The sequence below is a fragment of the Vibrio sp. 11986-1-5 genome, from assembly GCF_963878025.1.
GTDB lineage: Bacteria > Pseudomonadota > Gammaproteobacteria > Enterobacterales > Vibrionaceae > Vibrio > Vibrio injensis.
In genome coordinates this window covers 95,117-109,376 of record NZ_CAWNVW010000011.1, presented here as the reverse complement: position 1 = coordinate 109,376, position 14,260 = coordinate 95,117, and the positions used below count along the sequence as shown (strand labels likewise).

The following is a 14,260-nucleotide window of genomic DNA, read 5'->3' as shown; positions in this document are numbered from 1 at the left end:
TGTCCCTCTACCTGAGCTGCAAAATAGTGTTAAACGTGTCATTTGCAGCCTGCATAATGCGCGAAGAGGCCATATAGGCATGCTGAAACTTCATCATATTTGCCGCTTCTTCATCCAAATTAACCCCAGATACTGAACCAATACGCGATTCCGCCGCCTCTTTTTCTAAGCGAGCAACATCCGCCAATCGAGTTGAAGTCGAGAGTTTTAAACCGAAATCGGTGTTCAAGTTATGATAGAGGCCAATAATGGTTGACTCATTGTCATTCATTTTTTTCGTCGTTTGCAGATGAATCATCTTGCGTAAATTACCGTTATCACCTTCCGCAGGATTTAAATTGGCGGTAAACTTATCATTCTCAATCGCCCCTCGAGTCAGAGTAAAGACGGTCGGTTGGCCACCGGCCTGTTGAGCAGGAATCACGATCGGTAACTTTGATTGGTCGTCATTGAATAAATAAGGTTGTGTCGCGAGCAACTGGCCATTCTTATCCACTACACGAATTTGCATCTCATGATCCCCTGCGCCTGTATTGGGGACCAGATAAGCTTCAAACTCTTTGATATCACCAACTTGGTCAATTTGAAATTGAGCACGCCCTTGAGCAAAGGAGGTCGAGGCTTGATAGCTTTGAGCGGCAATTTTTGTCGGATCATTGGTTGCCATCTGAATCTGAGCGGCACCATCACGGGTTGGGCGGACGATCACTCGCTCACCAATTTCTGGTGGAGTATTAACCTGAATACGCAGCCCATCTAAATAAAGATTGCCTTGATTCAATGCGAGGATCTGTTGTTTACCATCTGGTAGTGTCGCCACATAATGGCTGCCAGTATAAGACAGAGCAAACTCGCCACCTTTTAACTGACTGAGATCATCGATATACACTCGAATATCAGCATTCGAATCACTGGCTGTGGCAATACGTGAACGAGCATTGACTTCAGAGTTAACATCGGAAAAAAGCAGCCCACCAACATTACCACGTAGATCTAAGCCTTGGCTTTGTAACTCGTTGACTTGATGAGCAAAAGAAATGGAGAGACGACCAATTTCATCCAGTAATCCTGGAATATGTTGATCACGCATTTCAAATAGCGCAGCCATCTTTCCGCCAATCTCTTTTTCAGAAATAGATTTTAATGTATTACCTTCAACGACCGCTAAGCGACGCTGTTTGACATCGGGATAACCGTCAATCATTTTTAATTGACTCGCTTCCGTTCCCGAAACGAGGGTATGCCCGCTACCAATATGGATATTGAAACCTTCAGCACTGGTACGGGGTGTTACCGTTACTTTAGTATATTGGGAAAGTTCAGCGACTAATTTTTCATGCTGATCCATCAAATCGTTATGCGGTCCAGGTACACGCATCATTAAACGCTGTAAGTCACGTATTTCTAACGCTAACTGGTTGATTCGTTCAATACCAACGTCGAGCCCTTTATTGGTAATATCAAACTGGCGTCGCACAGTTTCATGGAAATCATTCAGATTTTGCGTAACAAGATTCGCTTTTTCGAGCACAACTTTACGTACCCCTACATCGTTGGGGGTATCGGCTAAACTTTTTACTGAATCAAACCATTCGTTAAGGTTTTCAGGGATTTTCTTAGAGGCAACAGAAGATAATAACTTAGAAAGCATATCTAAATTTTCTTCTGTATCGCTATTAAAAGCGTGATTGGTTGTGGCAAGATTCAACTCTTTAACGGCAAACTGATCCCAAGAGCGGCGAACATTTTCCACATGTACACCCATCCCATAGGTTTGACCACCGAGTTGGCGAGGCGCATTGGTCCCTTGAATCACAGACTGACGACTGTAACCCTCTGTATTAACATTCGCAATGTTATGACCCGTGGTATTGAGTTGTCTCTGAGCCGTTAATACGCTCTGCGCACCAAGATTCAGAAGATCAGACGCCATACTTGCCCCCAAAAAACCAATTAACGCCAGTCATTACTGACCCCATTACTACTTATAAAAGCAATAAATGTGCCAATGAAGGGAGTTAGCTAACTCGAGGAAATATAAAAGATAAATCTGCAACACTAGAAGAAACTGATTGCGGATCCAACCAGCCAAAGCCTATTTATATCTTCAGTAAGCGACGAAATGAAAGGATTGTTATCACAGGAAGCAATGACCACAGAGTCAAAAACAAATAACGGCAATCTAAACCCTATCGATTTAACTGTTATCCATTTGATCGATCTGCGCTTTTACTCGTAGTACTTTGTCTGCATATTGAGGATCTGTCGCATAACCTGCTTGATGAATTCCATGAATAAACGCTTCATTACTTCCACCATGCTCTAACGCGGTGCTGTAGCGAGGATTATTTTCTAAAAAGCGCAAATAGTCATCAAAACTGTCTTGAAAACTTGGGTAAGCGCGAAAAGCGGCTTTTTCCATAACCGGAGTTTGATCGTAATATTCTAAGGTTTGAGTGGCAACACGCTGCCCCTGCCAGCTTCTATCGGCCTTAATATTAAATAAATTATTACTGCTTCCACGAGCATTACTGACCATTTTTTGTCCCCAGCCAGTTTCTAAAGCAGCTTGAGCAAGCAGTAAAGAAGCATCAATACCTAATGCTTGTGCCGCTTTATCGGCGTAGGGTTTGAGTGAGGTTACAAAAGACTGTGGTGAATCAAAGCGGTATTCATGAGTCGGCGCTGAAGATGCTACTACTACGGCACTATTAGGCCGCTCGGCTGCCACCGCTCGCGCTTGTTGAACTCGATTCATCGCCTCTTGGAAACGGTCGTTATCTTGATTGTTAGCAGCGACATTGTCTGCCGCCGTTAACTGCGCAACAATCATATCGGCTAAGCCTAGCGAGCCCGAAGCACTTAATTGACTGACCATTTGCTCGTCTTGCATTTGTCGATAAAAATCTTCGTTATTACTACTGAATAAATCCGATTTAAATGCGGAGTTCGCATCACGCATCGACTTCAGCATCATCGACGTAAAAATAGCCTCAAACTGCCTTGCAGCAGCGGTCAGTGCTTCTTTTTCCGCACCACTGTCGCCATTCAGAGCTTGTTGACGTAATTTATCTAGGCTGGCGATATCATGAATAAAGCCGATATCATTAGGGTTATTCACCATCACGAACTCCTTAGATAATAATTAACTGGCCTTGAATAGCACCCGCTTGTTTTAATGCTTGTAAAATTGCCATTAAATCTGACGGAGCAGCGCCGACTTCATTCACTGCTCGGACCAACTCATCTAAAGTTGTTCCGGTTTCTAACTTGAACATTTTTCCTTGCTGCTCAACGACTTCAATATCAGTATCGGGAATAATCGCCGTCTCTCCTCCAGCAAAAGGATTCGGTTGATCAACGCCCCAGTTTTCTTTGATAGCAACGGTCATTCCGCCATGAGTTACAGCCGCAGGTCTTAAACGTACATGCTGACCAATCACAATCGTTCCAGTTCGTGAGTTGACAATAATCTTTGCCGCCATATCCGCAGGTTCAAACTCTAGGTTTTCGATAGCAGAAAGAAAAGCCACTCTTTGCGAGACTTCTCGTGGCGCACGAACACGTACTGAGGTTGCATCTATCGCCGAGGCCATATCAGGACCTAAAAATTGGTTAACGGTATCGGCCATTCGTTGAGCGGTCGTAAAATCCGATTGGAAAAGATTAAAAGTGATAAAATCACCACGACCAAAAGGGGTAGGAATCTCTCTCTCAACAATCGCCCCATTAGAAATCATGCCAACCGTAGGATTATTACCAACCAAACTTGAACCATCCGCCCCTGTCGCGCTAAAGCCACTGACCACTAAATTGCCTTGAGCCACGGCATACACTTGGCCATCTAAGCCTTTCAAGAAGGTTTGTGTCAATGTGCCACCACGTAAACTACTCGCTGAGCCTATCGATGAAACCGTCACATCAATCGTCTGCCCTTGCTTTGTAAAAGGCGGCAACTCAGCGGTCAACATTACCGCGGCAACATTTTTCGTGTTGGTTCGCGTACCAGGAGGCAATTGAATGCCAAAGTTTTGCAACATGGCACGAAAACTTTGATCAGTAAACGGGTTCGATTCCCCTGTACCAGGTAACCCCGTTACTAAACCATACCCGACTAATTGGTTACTACGCACACCGGCTACTTGTGCAACATCTTTAATTCGCGTGGCATGAGCACTGCTTGCCATGAACACCATTAAGAGCAATAAAATTTTTTTCATCATCGTTAACCTTCTCTCAATGTGGATACGCATTGCCGTGTGATCATTTTATCGTGTCAAAAAATCGACTTATACCGTCCGATTACAAAGAGACATTAAAAAATCGTGCCAAGAATCCAGGCTCTTGCATATCTTGATTCGATCCGGTACTGGAGTATTGAATTCGAGTATTAGAGATACGGTTAGAAGCAATCGTATTATCATAACCGATGTCATCAGGGCGAACGGTACCACTTAAGCGAATGTATTCATCGCCAGTATTAAGCATCAGCCACTTCTCGCCTCGAACCACTAAATTCCCATTAGATAAAACGTCAATAACTTCAACAGTAATCGAACCTTGTAGATTATTATTTTGGTTTGCTTGCGCACTGCCAGAAAATTGATTGTTATTTTTCAAAGCGTAAGAGAAGTTATAATCACCAATAGTAAGCTCCTGCCCGCCCACACTGAGTGGATCCATAGAGGCATCATTATTTTTGGTTAACTTAGCATCTGCACTTTTGGTCGCTTTGGTATTTTCGTTTAAAGTCACGGTAATAATGTCACCAATTCCTCGTGGCTTCGCATCACTGTATAAGCTCACCGCTCGTGCGAGATTAAATAATGATCCCGTCTCAGCAGCATAATGCTCAGGCTTAGCTTTGGGATGAATAGGAGCCCAAGCAGGGTCGCCAGCAACCGGGTCATTTCGGTTACGTAAGGTATCGAGTAACCCAGAACTGCTGTCAGACGATCTGTCACCTTCAACAGCATCGACTACGGTTGTGCCTTGTACTACATCAGCTGTTTCAATGGGTTCGGGTAATAAACTGCATCCTGAAAGTAATGTCACAAAGGCTAAACTGAGTATACGTTTCATCATCATAGTCTCTTAGTTAGTCAGTGATTAGAGTTGTTGATTAACAAAGCTCATCATTTGATCCACGGAGGAGATCACTTTAGAGTTCATCTCATAAACTCGCTGCGCTTCAATCATATTAACCAGCTCTTCAGTCACATTAACATTCGAGCTTTCCAGCATGGATTGGCGGATATTGCCAAGCCCATCCAGACCGGGAACGCCTTCTTGAGGGTCACCACTGGCTCCTGTCGGTAAGTACAGGTTTTGTCCAACAGGTTCTAAACCACCTGGGTTAATGAAATCAACGATAGTGATTTGTCCTAAGACTTGGTTCTCTTGCTGACCACGTAAGCGCACTGAAACCTCACCGTCATTACCAACGGTTATTGAAATAGCATCTTCTGGAACAACAATTTCTGGCTGAACTAAATACCCAGCACCAGAAGTGACAATCGCACCTTCCGCATTCAACGTAAATTGACCATTACGGCTATAGCCGATATTGCCATCCGGCATGAGGATCTGGAAAAAACCATCGCCTTCAATCATCATATCTAGGCTGTTATTGGTGGTCTGGACGTTACCGTTGGTGTGCACTTTCTGCGTTGCCACAACCTTCGCCCCAGCTCCGAGCATTAATCCACTCGGCAGCTCAGTATTTTGTGAAGATTGACCACCAGGTTGATTAATATTTTGGTAAAAAAGATCCTCAAATACCGCCCGACTCTTTTTAAACCCAACGGTTGAGGCGTTAGCTAAGTTATTTGAGATGGTGGCAATATTGGTTTGCTGCGCATCTAAACCAGTTTTACTTATCCATAATGCAGGTTGCATACTAAATTCCTCTCACTTAGCTCGTACGCAGCAAAGAGTCAGACGCTTTGTCCATTTCTTCTGCTGTGCTCATCATTTTGACTTGCATTTCAAACTGACGCTGTAAATCAATTAAGTTGGTCATCTCCCCGACAGCATTGACGTTGCTACCTTCAAGAGCACCAGTTAATACTTTTACTGTGGCATCGGCTGGATAGTCTGCAGCGGGATCTTTGGCTCGGAATAAGCCATTAATATCTTTAAAAAGCGAGCGATTGTCAGGTTTGACTAATTTGATACGATCAACGACTTCCATCGCGTCAGCGGGCGCTCCCTGTGGGCGAACTGAAATAGTACCGTCATTGCCAATCTCTACTTTATTTAACGGGATTGGTAACGTGATCGGTGCACCTAATTCACCTAACACTAAATGGCCATTACCATTTACCAGTAAACCGTTTTGGTCAATGCGTAGATTGCCGCTGCGCGTTAAGCCTTCATTGCCAGTTTTATCTAACACAGCAATCCAACCATCTCCCTGAATAGTGATATCTAAGTCACGTCCAGTGGTGATCACGCTACCTTGGTCAAAACGGTGTCCAGGACGCTCTGTCATACTAAATACGCGACTAGGAAGACCATCACCATACGCCTGCATTGAACGCGCTTGTTCTAAATCCGCTCGAAAACCAGTGGTACTGACGTTAGCAAGGTTGTTGGCTCTTAACTGCATCGCCTGCATATTTTGTTTAGCGCCACTCATGGCAAGGAACAGTGCGCGATCCATCAGACGTTCTCCACAATCATTAATTAATCATAAAAAGCAATTAACGTGCCATTATTTTTATAATTATTAATCAGAGAGTTAAAGTTGATGAGGTGATAATTGTACAATAAGAAGCGGCAATTTAACGGCAAGAGAAGACTGAGGATGCCATGTGGCATGCCGTTCTACCTAAAGATCACTAGTGAAGGTCAAACGAAGAGAAAAAACGAAGAAAGAAGTACATGCCTAAGTAGACAAAGCAACTTAGGCATATTGAACGGTATAAAACTAGAGTTAACGAATTTGTAAAATCGTTTGTTGTAATCCAGTATGCACTTCTAAAGCACGTGAGTTAGCTTGGAAGTTACGCTGCGCAGAAATTAGATCTACCAGCTCTTGAGTCATATCAATGTTTGACTGTTCTAGCACACCATTACTGATGGTACCAAATGAGCCTTTGCTTGATTCACCCCAAATTTTAACACCAGATTGCTGGGTAGAATCCCATTGTGTGCCACCTTTTTTATCCAAACCTTGCTCATTAGCCACTCGAACTAAAGCGACTCGACCTAAGGTCACGTTTTGTCCATTCGAATAAGTGGCAAGTACACTGCCATACTCATCAAAATCGATTTTCGTTAAAAAGCCTGTCGTCGCACCGTCTTGATCAAACTTCGTTAATTCAAATGGCGCAGCAAACTGTGTTGCTCCATTGAGGTTAAAAGCCAAAGTCTGCGTGCCATCAGCGCCATTCATATCAATCGGATTATCCCCTTCTCCAAAAGCAACAGAGACTATGGGATTACCACTATTGATACTAGATAGCGTACCATCATTATTAAAGCGCAATGTATGACCTACATGGCCATTTGGAGATGCAGCATCCCCACCAGCGATATTGAGTGGTTTTTCACCGGTTTTATCCGTAACCGTATAGTAGGTATTCCACTTATTATTTTCATTTTGATCTTTCAAATAATAGGTAGTCAGCTTGTAAGGTTGCCCCATTGAGTCATAAATGGTCGATGAGGTGGTACGGTTGTAAGTATCAGGGTCAGTAAAATCAAACAGCGCTGGATCTTTTAAATCACCGTTTGCGGGTAAGTTAGCGGATAATTCGATATTACCGGTTTGCTTTGGTTTACCAAACTGAGCTGGAATGTTGATCGGCTTAGGCTCATACGATAAAACCTCTCCATTATCAGGATTTACTTCATAACCGAGTAAATATTGATCGTTTGAGGTCACCATATAGTTATTCTTATCAAGGTGAAATGCGCCGTTACGAGTGAGCTCATTTTGCTGAGGAATTAAGCGATCTTTAGCGACTGCAAAAAATCCAGTACCAGCAATGCGTAAATCCATCGGGTTATTAGTATAAATACTTGACCCTTCATGAAATTGTTGTGCGACCTTACTGGCTTGAACACCTTGACCAGGGGTGGTTTTTGAATTGGTAAATAGCGACGTTGAATACACATCACCAAACTCTGCTCGCGACTCTTTAAAGCCGTAAGTATTGGCGTTAGCAATATTATTACTGGTGGTATTCAAATCTAATTGAGCAGCAGAAAGACCGCTTAACGATATATATGACATAACAAATTCTCCTGTTTGGCGAGCATAATTATGCTTTGCCAACTCCTAGTACTTCAGCAAGTCGTACTGGTGATTCAAAACCAGCAAGATTGAGCAGTACATTACCGTCGCCTTTACCGAGTAGAACACTATTGACATTCGCGTAGGTTGACACGCCAAATTCGGCATTTTCACCACCGAGCAAACCGGATGCTCTGACTCTATATCGACCTTCAGGCAATGGATTTCCATTTTCATCATTACCATCCCATTCGACACGATTATCACCGCCAGGTTTTGCACCAACGTCAAAGGTACGCACTAATTGGCCAGCTTCGTTTTCAATACGAATGAACAAATTTTGTACCGCTTGAGGCAATTTGACCATTGCCGCCATGCCGCCAACATCCGACTTCATTCCAGCAGAACCGGGAACCAGAACATCTCGTCCTACTAGAGACGAAGCCTGTAGTGCCTGATTAGAAGTCATTGCCGAGTTTAAACTTTCAAATTGACCGTTCATTTTGCCAATGCCATCAACGGTGGCAAAAGAGGCCATTTGAGCAATCATTTGATCGTTACTCACGGGTTTAAATGGATCTTGTTGTGCCAACTGCTTTGTTAATAACGAGAGGAAGTCCTCTTGTTTTAATTCTTGTTGCCCAGTCGTTTCCGTAGGCTTTTTCTGCTCTTGTAATGCTTTCAGTTGGTCTATATAGGACAAGCCGCTTTGACCAAGGTTATTTATGCCAGCCATTTGCTACCTCCTACCCTTATTGACCCATCTGCAGCGTACGCAGCAGCATCTGTTTACTTGCATCGGCCACTTGAACGTTGGTTTGATAAGAACGTGAAGCAGAGATCATATTGGCCATTTCTTCCATAACATTCACATTGGGTTTATAAATAAAGCCTTCGTCGTTAGCCAAAGGATGATCGGGATTGTATTCCGCATTTAGCGGTTTATTACTTTCGACAATCCCTAGTACTTTTACTGGGACATTGGGATCACGATGATAACGGGCTTTATTTAATTCTGCCCCGAACACGGCGTGACGGGCTTTATACGTCTCTTTCGCCGAACTACTAACACTATCTGCGTTCGCTAAGTTACTGGATGTCGTATTTAGACGAACAGATTCAGCACTCATTGCAGAACCAGTCACATTGAATACATTAAATAAGCTCATCTAATTAATCCCCTTTAATCGCTTTTGTTAGGTTCTTAAACTTACCACCTAAGAACTCTAGGGAGGCTTGATGACGCAGTTGATTTTGCATAAATAAGTTACGCTCTAGATCAACATCAACCGTATTGCCATCTCCGGTATCCGGTTGAGTCGGGACGCGGTAAAGCATTTCCCCTGTCACCGTTTTTGAGGCAGGAATATGCCGACCATCCGTACGGCTAAGACTAATGCTTGCCCCTGAACTTGCCGCCTTTAATGCTCGATCAAAGTCCATTCCTTTTGCTTTAAAGCCCGGAGTGTTCGATTGTGCAATATTAGTCGCAATCACTTCCGCATTGCGTGCACGAACACCAACCGTGTGTTGATGGATACCGAGTGCTTTATCAAAAGAAATAGTCATGTTTTGCCTCTTTGCTAAGAACCGACCGCTACTCCATTTAAAAAGCAAATTACGTACCAAGTTTTAGATGCTTTAAAAAATTAGCGATTCATCATGCGTTGCAATACTTCAGTCTGTCTTACTATCATAGAACATGCAGCAAAAAGAAAAGGCCAATAGTGCGACGTTAAACCAAAGCAAGAATTTAGCCATATTGAGATTGGCTATAAACAAAACCCGACATACAGTCGGGTCTAAAAGGATAAAACGATAACTAAACCGCTTTCAGTTGTAGGTTGGCGGTAAATAGTAAGTCCCATCAGCATAGACAGGCTATGTGATTGGGGTGAAAATGCACCAACATCGCTGCCGCTTCAAGTACGAAGGAGACACAGCGCTTATTTAAGCTTGTAAATGATGCCGGGATTACAGCGAACCATGTCAAAGCGATCAGTCAGTCCGGTCAGTGACTCTGATGCTCCGAGTAATAAATAACCACCAGGATTCAAGCTATTCGCCATTTGATTAAGTACTTTTGATTTCATGTCTGGTGAAAAATAGATCAAAACATTACGACAAAAAATAATATCAAACTTACCTAATAGAGCGTAACTTTCCATTAAGTTTTGGGGACGAAAGTTAACTAATTTTTTTACGTTATCTTTGACTCGCATTCGACCATCACCGTTCTCTTCAAAGAAAGCTCGACGACGCTCTGGCGATAAACCTCTGCCGAGCGCTAAATTGTCGTAAATGCCAGCTCGACACATATCTAGCATGCTACTGGAAATATCCGTCGCAGTAATGGCCACACTCGATAACATACCAGGACGCTTTTGCTGTACCTCTAGAACCGTCATTGCCATCGAGTAAGGCTCTTGGCCTGAAGAGCTCGCCGCAGACCAAATTTTAATTGGCCTTTTGCTTTTCGCAACTTCCGGTAATAAACGTTCAGCCAATACAGTAAAAGGGTACGAATCTCGAAACCATAACGTTTCGTTCGTAGTCATCGCATCGACCGCAGCGACACGCAACTCACGATTTCGGCCCGTCACTACATCGCGCAGCAGATCAGACAGTGAACTGAGCTTGAACTTGTTAACCAGTGGACTAAGACGACTTCTCACTAGGTATTGTTTACTGTCGCCCAGCACGATACCGCACTGAGACTCTAAAAACCGACAAAAATCGCGATACTCTTGATCGCTGATAGTAATAGCAGTCATGTAGTTCTCTTTATTCTACTAGCGCAGCTTTCACCGCGTTGCCAAGCTCATCGGGATTGAATTTAGCGATGAAAGAGTTGGCACCCACCCTTTCAACCATTGCTTGGTTAAATACCCCACTCAATGATGAATGAAGGATAACGTATAAATTTTTTAATTCGTTATGACGTCGAATCTCTGCTGTTAAGGTATAGCCATCCATCTCCGGCATTTCAATATCCGAAATCACTAAACAGATTTGCTCATAGATACTGCCTTCTTTCGCCATACTTAATAGTTTTTCATAAGCGTCTTTACCATCTTTGGTTAGAATACACTCAAAACCAATTGACTCAATCGCTCTTTGTACCTGTTTACGCGCCACACTAGAATCATCGGCAATAAGAATTCGACGCACAATCGCTTTCTCTTGCTCAGCATGAGCAATCTCTTCTCCAATCGACGCATTCATAATTTCGTTCACTGGAGCAATTTCAGCGAGGATTTTTTCCACATCAAGAATTTCAACCAATTCATTATCGATATTGGTGACGGCAGTGAGGTAATTGCTTTTACCTGCCGCTTCGGGTGGCGGCAATATGGCCTCCCAGCGCATATTGATAATACGTTCAACAGAACTAACTAAGAAAGCTTGAATGGTACGGTTAAACTCAGCAATCACCACAAAACTCTTATCAACATCCACGGTTGGACGGCCACCAACGGCTAAGCTAAGATCGATCACAGAGACCGTTTGACCGCGGATGTGAGCAACACCTTTAACTAGGCGATGTAAGTTTGGCATGGCAGTGAGCTTCGGGCATTGCAGAACCTCTTTAACCTTAAATACGTTAATACCATAACGTTGACGCCCGTTAAGACGGAAAGTCAATAATTCTAGTCGGTTTTGACCAACAAGTTGCGTACGCTGATTCACAGAATCAAGAATACCCGTCATAAGCTCATCTCCATCTCAAACTTTTATAGGAAAAAAGTGGTAGTCTAAAATCAGGCCATGAAGAAATCAGAGAAACGAACTATGAATTCGAAGACCCGTTTATTTTCCCATTCCCCAACTAAGTGTAGAGGGTTCTACCATTTTTTTTATAACTCTATCGGCTTTTTATTATATTTCTTTAGTCTCTCGGCTTTTTCTGCAACGCCAGAGCAAATCGAACAGATTCAGCGAGCAGCCGAAAGTCATGTCATCAACACCGTCGATAAGCCGATAGGCGGTGAACTGGTTGTCAATGCGGCCAACATTGATCCTAGAATCTTTGCTACCGATTGTCCCAATGAGCTACAGACCTCATCCTCATCTCATAGCGGCTCTGCTAGTAATATCACTGTATTGGTTGAATGCCCAGCGGATAACTGGCGAATTTATGTTCCCGTGAGACTAACGATGACGGTTCCGATGGTCACAACCCTTAATGCGTTATCAAGAGGACAAACGATTACGCAAAATGATATTACTCTTAGTATGGTAGATCTGCTTCGCTTTCGACGGCAAGGATTTTCCTCACAAGATATGGTAATTGGAGCAAAAACGAAAAGAAACTTACAATTAGGGGATGTGATCAATCGTAACGATATCTGTGTCGTTTGTCGAAATGAAAGCGTGTTGATCCGAGCTGTTAGTAACGGGATGAACATCACAACTAGAGGGACGGCTCTCTCTGATGGTAACCTAGGCGAGCAGATAAAAGTGAAAAATGATCGTTCAAACCGTATAATAGATGCACAAGTGAGCGGAATGGGGGAAGTTACCGTGCAATTTTAAGCCCTTTACGATCATTTTTTATTGATGAGTAAACAAAGCACTAAAGTTTTCTCTCTCTCCGTCGATATGACGGTACCCATGGATCAATTTTAAAGGCTCATTTATGGCAGGTATTGATAACATACGTTCAGGTCAGTCGTTAGTAACAACGAATCGCTCACCTGCTCGTTCAGATACAAATTCAACAGCGGCATCATCGACATCGAATGCTGCTCGCTCCCAATCCTCTCAACAAGATGCGGTATCTCTAAGTACCCAAGGCAGAGCGATTGGTGAAATGCACAGTGAAATGGCGGCAACGCCAAGCTTTGATACGGCAAAAGTTGCGGCGATTAAAGAAGCCATAGCAAATGGCTCTTATGTCGTTGATGCTGAAAAGCTCGCAGATAATATGATTAAGTTTGAAAAAGAGTTAGGCGGTTTTTAACCATCACCTCACTTTCAAGTCAGACCGATGCATAAAGGTGGTTGATTTATGGCAGCATTAAACGATTTAGTTGCATTCCAATTGAAAAATGCTCAAGAGCTTTCAGCGGTATTGGAACAAGAAAAAATAGCCATCACTAGCCGCGTTTCTGCCGATATCGAGTCAACAGCGAAACAAAAAATAGCCTTAATTACTCGATTACAGCAAACCGATCAACGCATCGCGAGTCATCCCCATCTTAATCAGCTCACTGAAGATGAACATTTACACAACCTACTGGCTCAAATTCGTTCGATTATTAACGACTGCCAACAAGCCAACCTAGTGAATGGTGAAGCCCTGGCAAGAGCACAAGTCAGTTTTAATAAGCTCAACAACTTGATGCAGCAAAGTCACGGAAAAATCGGCATGACTTATAATGCAACAGGTCAAACTCATACCGTTTCTACCTTAGGTACTAACCTTAAAGCTTGATGGTTTTCGCTCCATTTTTGCTGGTTATTGTCCGCTTTTCACTGTTCGATAGCTTCTCAACTCAAACCCCTTAGCATAAAAAAAAGCGGCTACATTATCTGCCGCCACTTCTGTGTATTCTGGAGAAAAAAAGAGTTAAAATAAGGTTTGCTGGCGTTTCTCTGGCACCTGTTGAACTTCGCCATAACTACGTAATCGATCCATTTTACGGATATCTAACCGCAGTTCAGTTACATAGCTATCGCCAACTTTATAACTGCGAACCACTTCTGCTCCTCGAATCACACCATCCACCGCACCTGAGGTAAGTTCAGTACCTAAACGTTGATCATGCAAATCAGCACGGCCACTGACCCGCATACCATAAACTTGCTCAGCTAATTCACGATAAGCATCTATTTTCGAGGCGCGCATTGCACGCACTTGTTTTTCTTCATCATCACGCCCTCGTTGCTCACTGATGCTGGCGTAGCCAACAGCGGTTAACCAATCATCTTCACGCATCGCCTGTAATGGTTGGCATCCTGTGATCAGTATGATGATGGCCAGAAAAAAAAGGAATTGTGATCTCATCATATTCT

16 protein-coding genes are annotated in these 14,260 nt (G+C 43.2%); 3 read left to right on the top strand and 13 right to left on the bottom strand.

Annotated elements, in window-relative coordinates; translation table 11 throughout:
- Nucleotides 1-7: 7 nt before the first annotated feature.
- From flgK to AACS00_RS03355, 12 genes are all read right to left on the bottom strand, one after another.
- Nucleotides 8-1,933, bottom strand: coding sequence for a flagellar hook-associated protein FlgK (flgK, locus tag AACS00_RS03410; protein WP_110166532.1), 1,926 nt, complete (start codon nucleotides 1,931-1,933; stop codon nucleotides 8-10).
- 264 nt (nucleotides 1,934-2,197) lie between these two features.
- Nucleotides 2,198-3,124 carry a flagellar assembly peptidoglycan hydrolase FlgJ gene (gene flgJ, locus AACS00_RS03405; RefSeq protein ID WP_072669956.1) on the bottom strand — a complete coding sequence of 309 codons (927 nt, stop codon included), beginning with the start codon at nucleotides 3,122-3,124 and terminating at the stop codon, nucleotides 2,198-2,200.
- 10 nt (nucleotides 3,125-3,134) lie between these two features.
- On the bottom strand, nucleotides 3,135-4,220 hold the full coding sequence (locus AACS00_RS03400) for a flagellar basal body P-ring protein FlgI (protein WP_110166531.1): 1,086 nt from the start codon (nucleotides 4,218-4,220) through the stop codon (nucleotides 3,135-3,137).
- 82 nt (nucleotides 4,221-4,302) lie between these two features.
- The gene (flgH, locus tag AACS00_RS03395; protein WP_110166775.1) at nucleotides 4,303-5,082 is read right to left on the bottom strand and encodes a flagellar basal body L-ring protein FlgH; all 780 of its coding nucleotides are present in this window, start codon (nucleotides 5,080-5,082) and stop codon (nucleotides 4,303-4,305) included.
- 27 nt (nucleotides 5,083-5,109) lie between these two features.
- Nucleotides 5,110-5,898: a flagellar basal-body rod protein FlgG gene (flgG, locus tag AACS00_RS03390; RefSeq protein WP_040904110.1), complete on the bottom strand. Its 789-nt coding sequence runs from the start codon at nucleotides 5,896-5,898 to the stop codon at nucleotides 5,110-5,112.
- Nucleotides 5,899-5,914: 16 nt separating this feature from the next.
- The gene (gene flgF, locus AACS00_RS03385) at nucleotides 5,915-6,664 is read right to left on the bottom strand and encodes a flagellar basal-body rod protein FlgF (protein WP_072669959.1); all 750 of its coding nucleotides are present in this window, start codon (nucleotides 6,662-6,664) and stop codon (nucleotides 5,915-5,917) included.
- A gap of 273 nt (nucleotides 6,665-6,937) precedes the next feature.
- Nucleotides 6,938-8,242 (bottom strand): flagellar hook protein FlgE, encoded by a 1,305-nt coding sequence (gene flgE / locus AACS00_RS03380; RefSeq protein ID WP_072669960.1) that lies wholly within the window; start codon nucleotides 8,240-8,242, stop codon nucleotides 6,938-6,940.
- 28 nt (nucleotides 8,243-8,270) lie between these two features.
- Nucleotides 8,271-8,978 carry a flagellar hook assembly protein FlgD gene (locus AACS00_RS03375; RefSeq protein WP_004394710.1) on the bottom strand — a complete coding sequence of 236 codons (708 nt, stop codon included), beginning with the start codon at nucleotides 8,976-8,978 and terminating at the stop codon, nucleotides 8,271-8,273.
- Between the two features lie 16 nt (nucleotides 8,979-8,994).
- Nucleotides 8,995-9,411 carry a flagellar basal body rod protein FlgC gene (flgC, locus tag AACS00_RS03370; protein ID WP_004394709.1) on the bottom strand — a complete coding sequence of 139 codons (417 nt, stop codon included), beginning with the start codon at nucleotides 9,409-9,411 and terminating at the stop codon, nucleotides 8,995-8,997.
- A 4-nt stretch (nucleotides 9,412-9,415) separates the two neighbouring features.
- Nucleotides 9,416-9,811, bottom strand: a complete 396-nt coding sequence (gene flgB, locus AACS00_RS03365) for a flagellar basal body rod protein FlgB (RefSeq protein ID WP_072669961.1) — start codon at nucleotides 9,809-9,811, stop codon at nucleotides 9,416-9,418.
- A gap of 377 nt (nucleotides 9,812-10,188) precedes the next feature.
- Nucleotides 10,189-11,016 (bottom strand): protein-glutamate O-methyltransferase, encoded by an 828-nt coding sequence (locus tag AACS00_RS03360; protein ID WP_110166530.1) that lies wholly within the window; start codon nucleotides 11,014-11,016, stop codon nucleotides 10,189-10,191.
- Nucleotides 11,017-11,026: 10 nt separating this feature from the next.
- The gene (locus AACS00_RS03355; protein ID WP_110166529.1) at nucleotides 11,027-11,953 is read right to left on the bottom strand and encodes a chemotaxis protein CheV; all 927 of its coding nucleotides are present in this window, start codon (nucleotides 11,951-11,953) and stop codon (nucleotides 11,027-11,029) included.
- Nucleotides 11,954-12,010: 57 nt separating this feature from the next.
- On the opposite strand from AACS00_RS03355, the gene flgA reads away from it, so the two are divergent.
- From flgA to AACS00_RS03340, 3 genes are all read left to right on the top strand, one after another.
- Entirely contained in the window at nucleotides 12,011-12,778 is a 768-nt protein-coding gene (gene flgA, locus AACS00_RS03350) for a flagellar basal body P-ring formation chaperone FlgA (RefSeq protein ID WP_072669963.1), read from the top strand.
- 103 nt (nucleotides 12,779-12,881) lie between these two features.
- Nucleotides 12,882-13,205 carry a flagellar biosynthesis anti-sigma factor FlgM gene (flgM, locus tag AACS00_RS03345; protein WP_072669964.1) on the top strand — a complete coding sequence of 108 codons (324 nt, stop codon included), beginning with the start codon at nucleotides 12,882-12,884 and terminating at the stop codon, nucleotides 13,203-13,205.
- Between the two features lie 48 nt (nucleotides 13,206-13,253).
- Nucleotides 13,254-13,679 carry a flagella synthesis protein FlgN gene (locus AACS00_RS03340; protein WP_110166528.1) on the top strand — a complete coding sequence of 142 codons (426 nt, stop codon included), beginning with the start codon at nucleotides 13,254-13,256 and terminating at the stop codon, nucleotides 13,677-13,679.
- Between the two features lie 135 nt (nucleotides 13,680-13,814).
- Here the strand turns inward: AACS00_RS03340 and flgP are convergent, their stop codons facing one another.
- Complete coding sequence (flgP, locus tag AACS00_RS03335; protein WP_110166527.1) at nucleotides 13,815-14,252, bottom strand: flagellar assembly lipoprotein FlgP; 438 nt, start codon at nucleotides 14,250-14,252, stop codon at nucleotides 13,815-13,817.
- Nucleotides 14,253-14,260: the final 8 nt, after the last annotated feature.

Bases quoted from the DNA above. Each gene is read 5' to 3' on its own strand.
- flgK (WP_110166532.1), bottom strand. From the start codon at position 1,933: ATGGCGTCTGATCTTCTGAATCTTGGTGCGCAGAGCGTATTAACGGCT.
- flgJ (WP_072669956.1), bottom strand. From the start codon at position 3,124: ATGGTGAATAACCCTAATGATATCGGCTTTATTCATGATATCGCCAGC.
- AACS00_RS03400 (WP_110166531.1), bottom strand. From the start codon at position 4,220: ATGAAAAAAATTTTATTGCTCTTAATGGTGTTCATGGCAAGCAGTGCT.
- flgH (WP_110166775.1), bottom strand. From the start codon at position 5,082: ATGAAACGTATACTCAGTTTAGCCTTTGTGACATTACTTTCAGGATGC.
- flgG (WP_040904110.1), bottom strand. From the start codon at position 5,898: ATGCAACCTGCATTATGGATAAGTAAAACTGGTTTAGATGCGCAGCAA.
- flgF (WP_072669959.1), bottom strand. From the start codon at position 6,664: ATGGATCGCGCACTGTTCCTTGCCATGAGTGGCGCTAAACAAAATATG.
- flgE (WP_072669960.1), bottom strand. From the start codon at position 8,242: ATGTCATATATATCGTTAAGCGGTCTTTCTGCTGCTCAATTAGATTTG.
- AACS00_RS03375 (WP_004394710.1), bottom strand. From the start codon at position 8,978: ATGGCTGGCATAAATAACCTTGGTCAAAGCGGCTTGTCCTATATAGAC.
- flgC (WP_004394709.1), bottom strand. From the start codon at position 9,411: ATGAGCTTATTTAATGTATTCAATGTGACTGGTTCTGCAATGAGTGCT.
- flgB (WP_072669961.1), bottom strand. From the start codon at position 9,811: ATGACTATTTCTTTTGATAAAGCACTCGGTATCCATCAACACACGGTT.
- AACS00_RS03360 (WP_110166530.1), bottom strand. From the start codon at position 11,016: ATGACTGCTATTACTATCAGCGATCAAGAGTATCGCGATTTTTGTCGG.
- AACS00_RS03355 (WP_110166529.1), bottom strand. From the start codon at position 11,953: ATGACGGGTATTCTTGATTCTGTGAATCAGCGTACGCAACTTGTTGGT.
- flgA (WP_072669963.1), top strand. From the start codon at position 12,011: ATGAAGAAATCAGAGAAACGAACTATGAATTCGAAGACCCGTTTATTT.
- flgM (WP_072669964.1), top strand. From the start codon at position 12,882: ATGGCAGGTATTGATAACATACGTTCAGGTCAGTCGTTAGTAACAACG.
- AACS00_RS03340 (WP_110166528.1), top strand. From the start codon at position 13,254: ATGGCAGCATTAAACGATTTAGTTGCATTCCAATTGAAAAATGCTCAA.
- flgP (WP_110166527.1), bottom strand. From the start codon at position 14,252: ATGAGATCACAATTCCTTTTTTTTCTGGCCATCATCATACTGATCACA.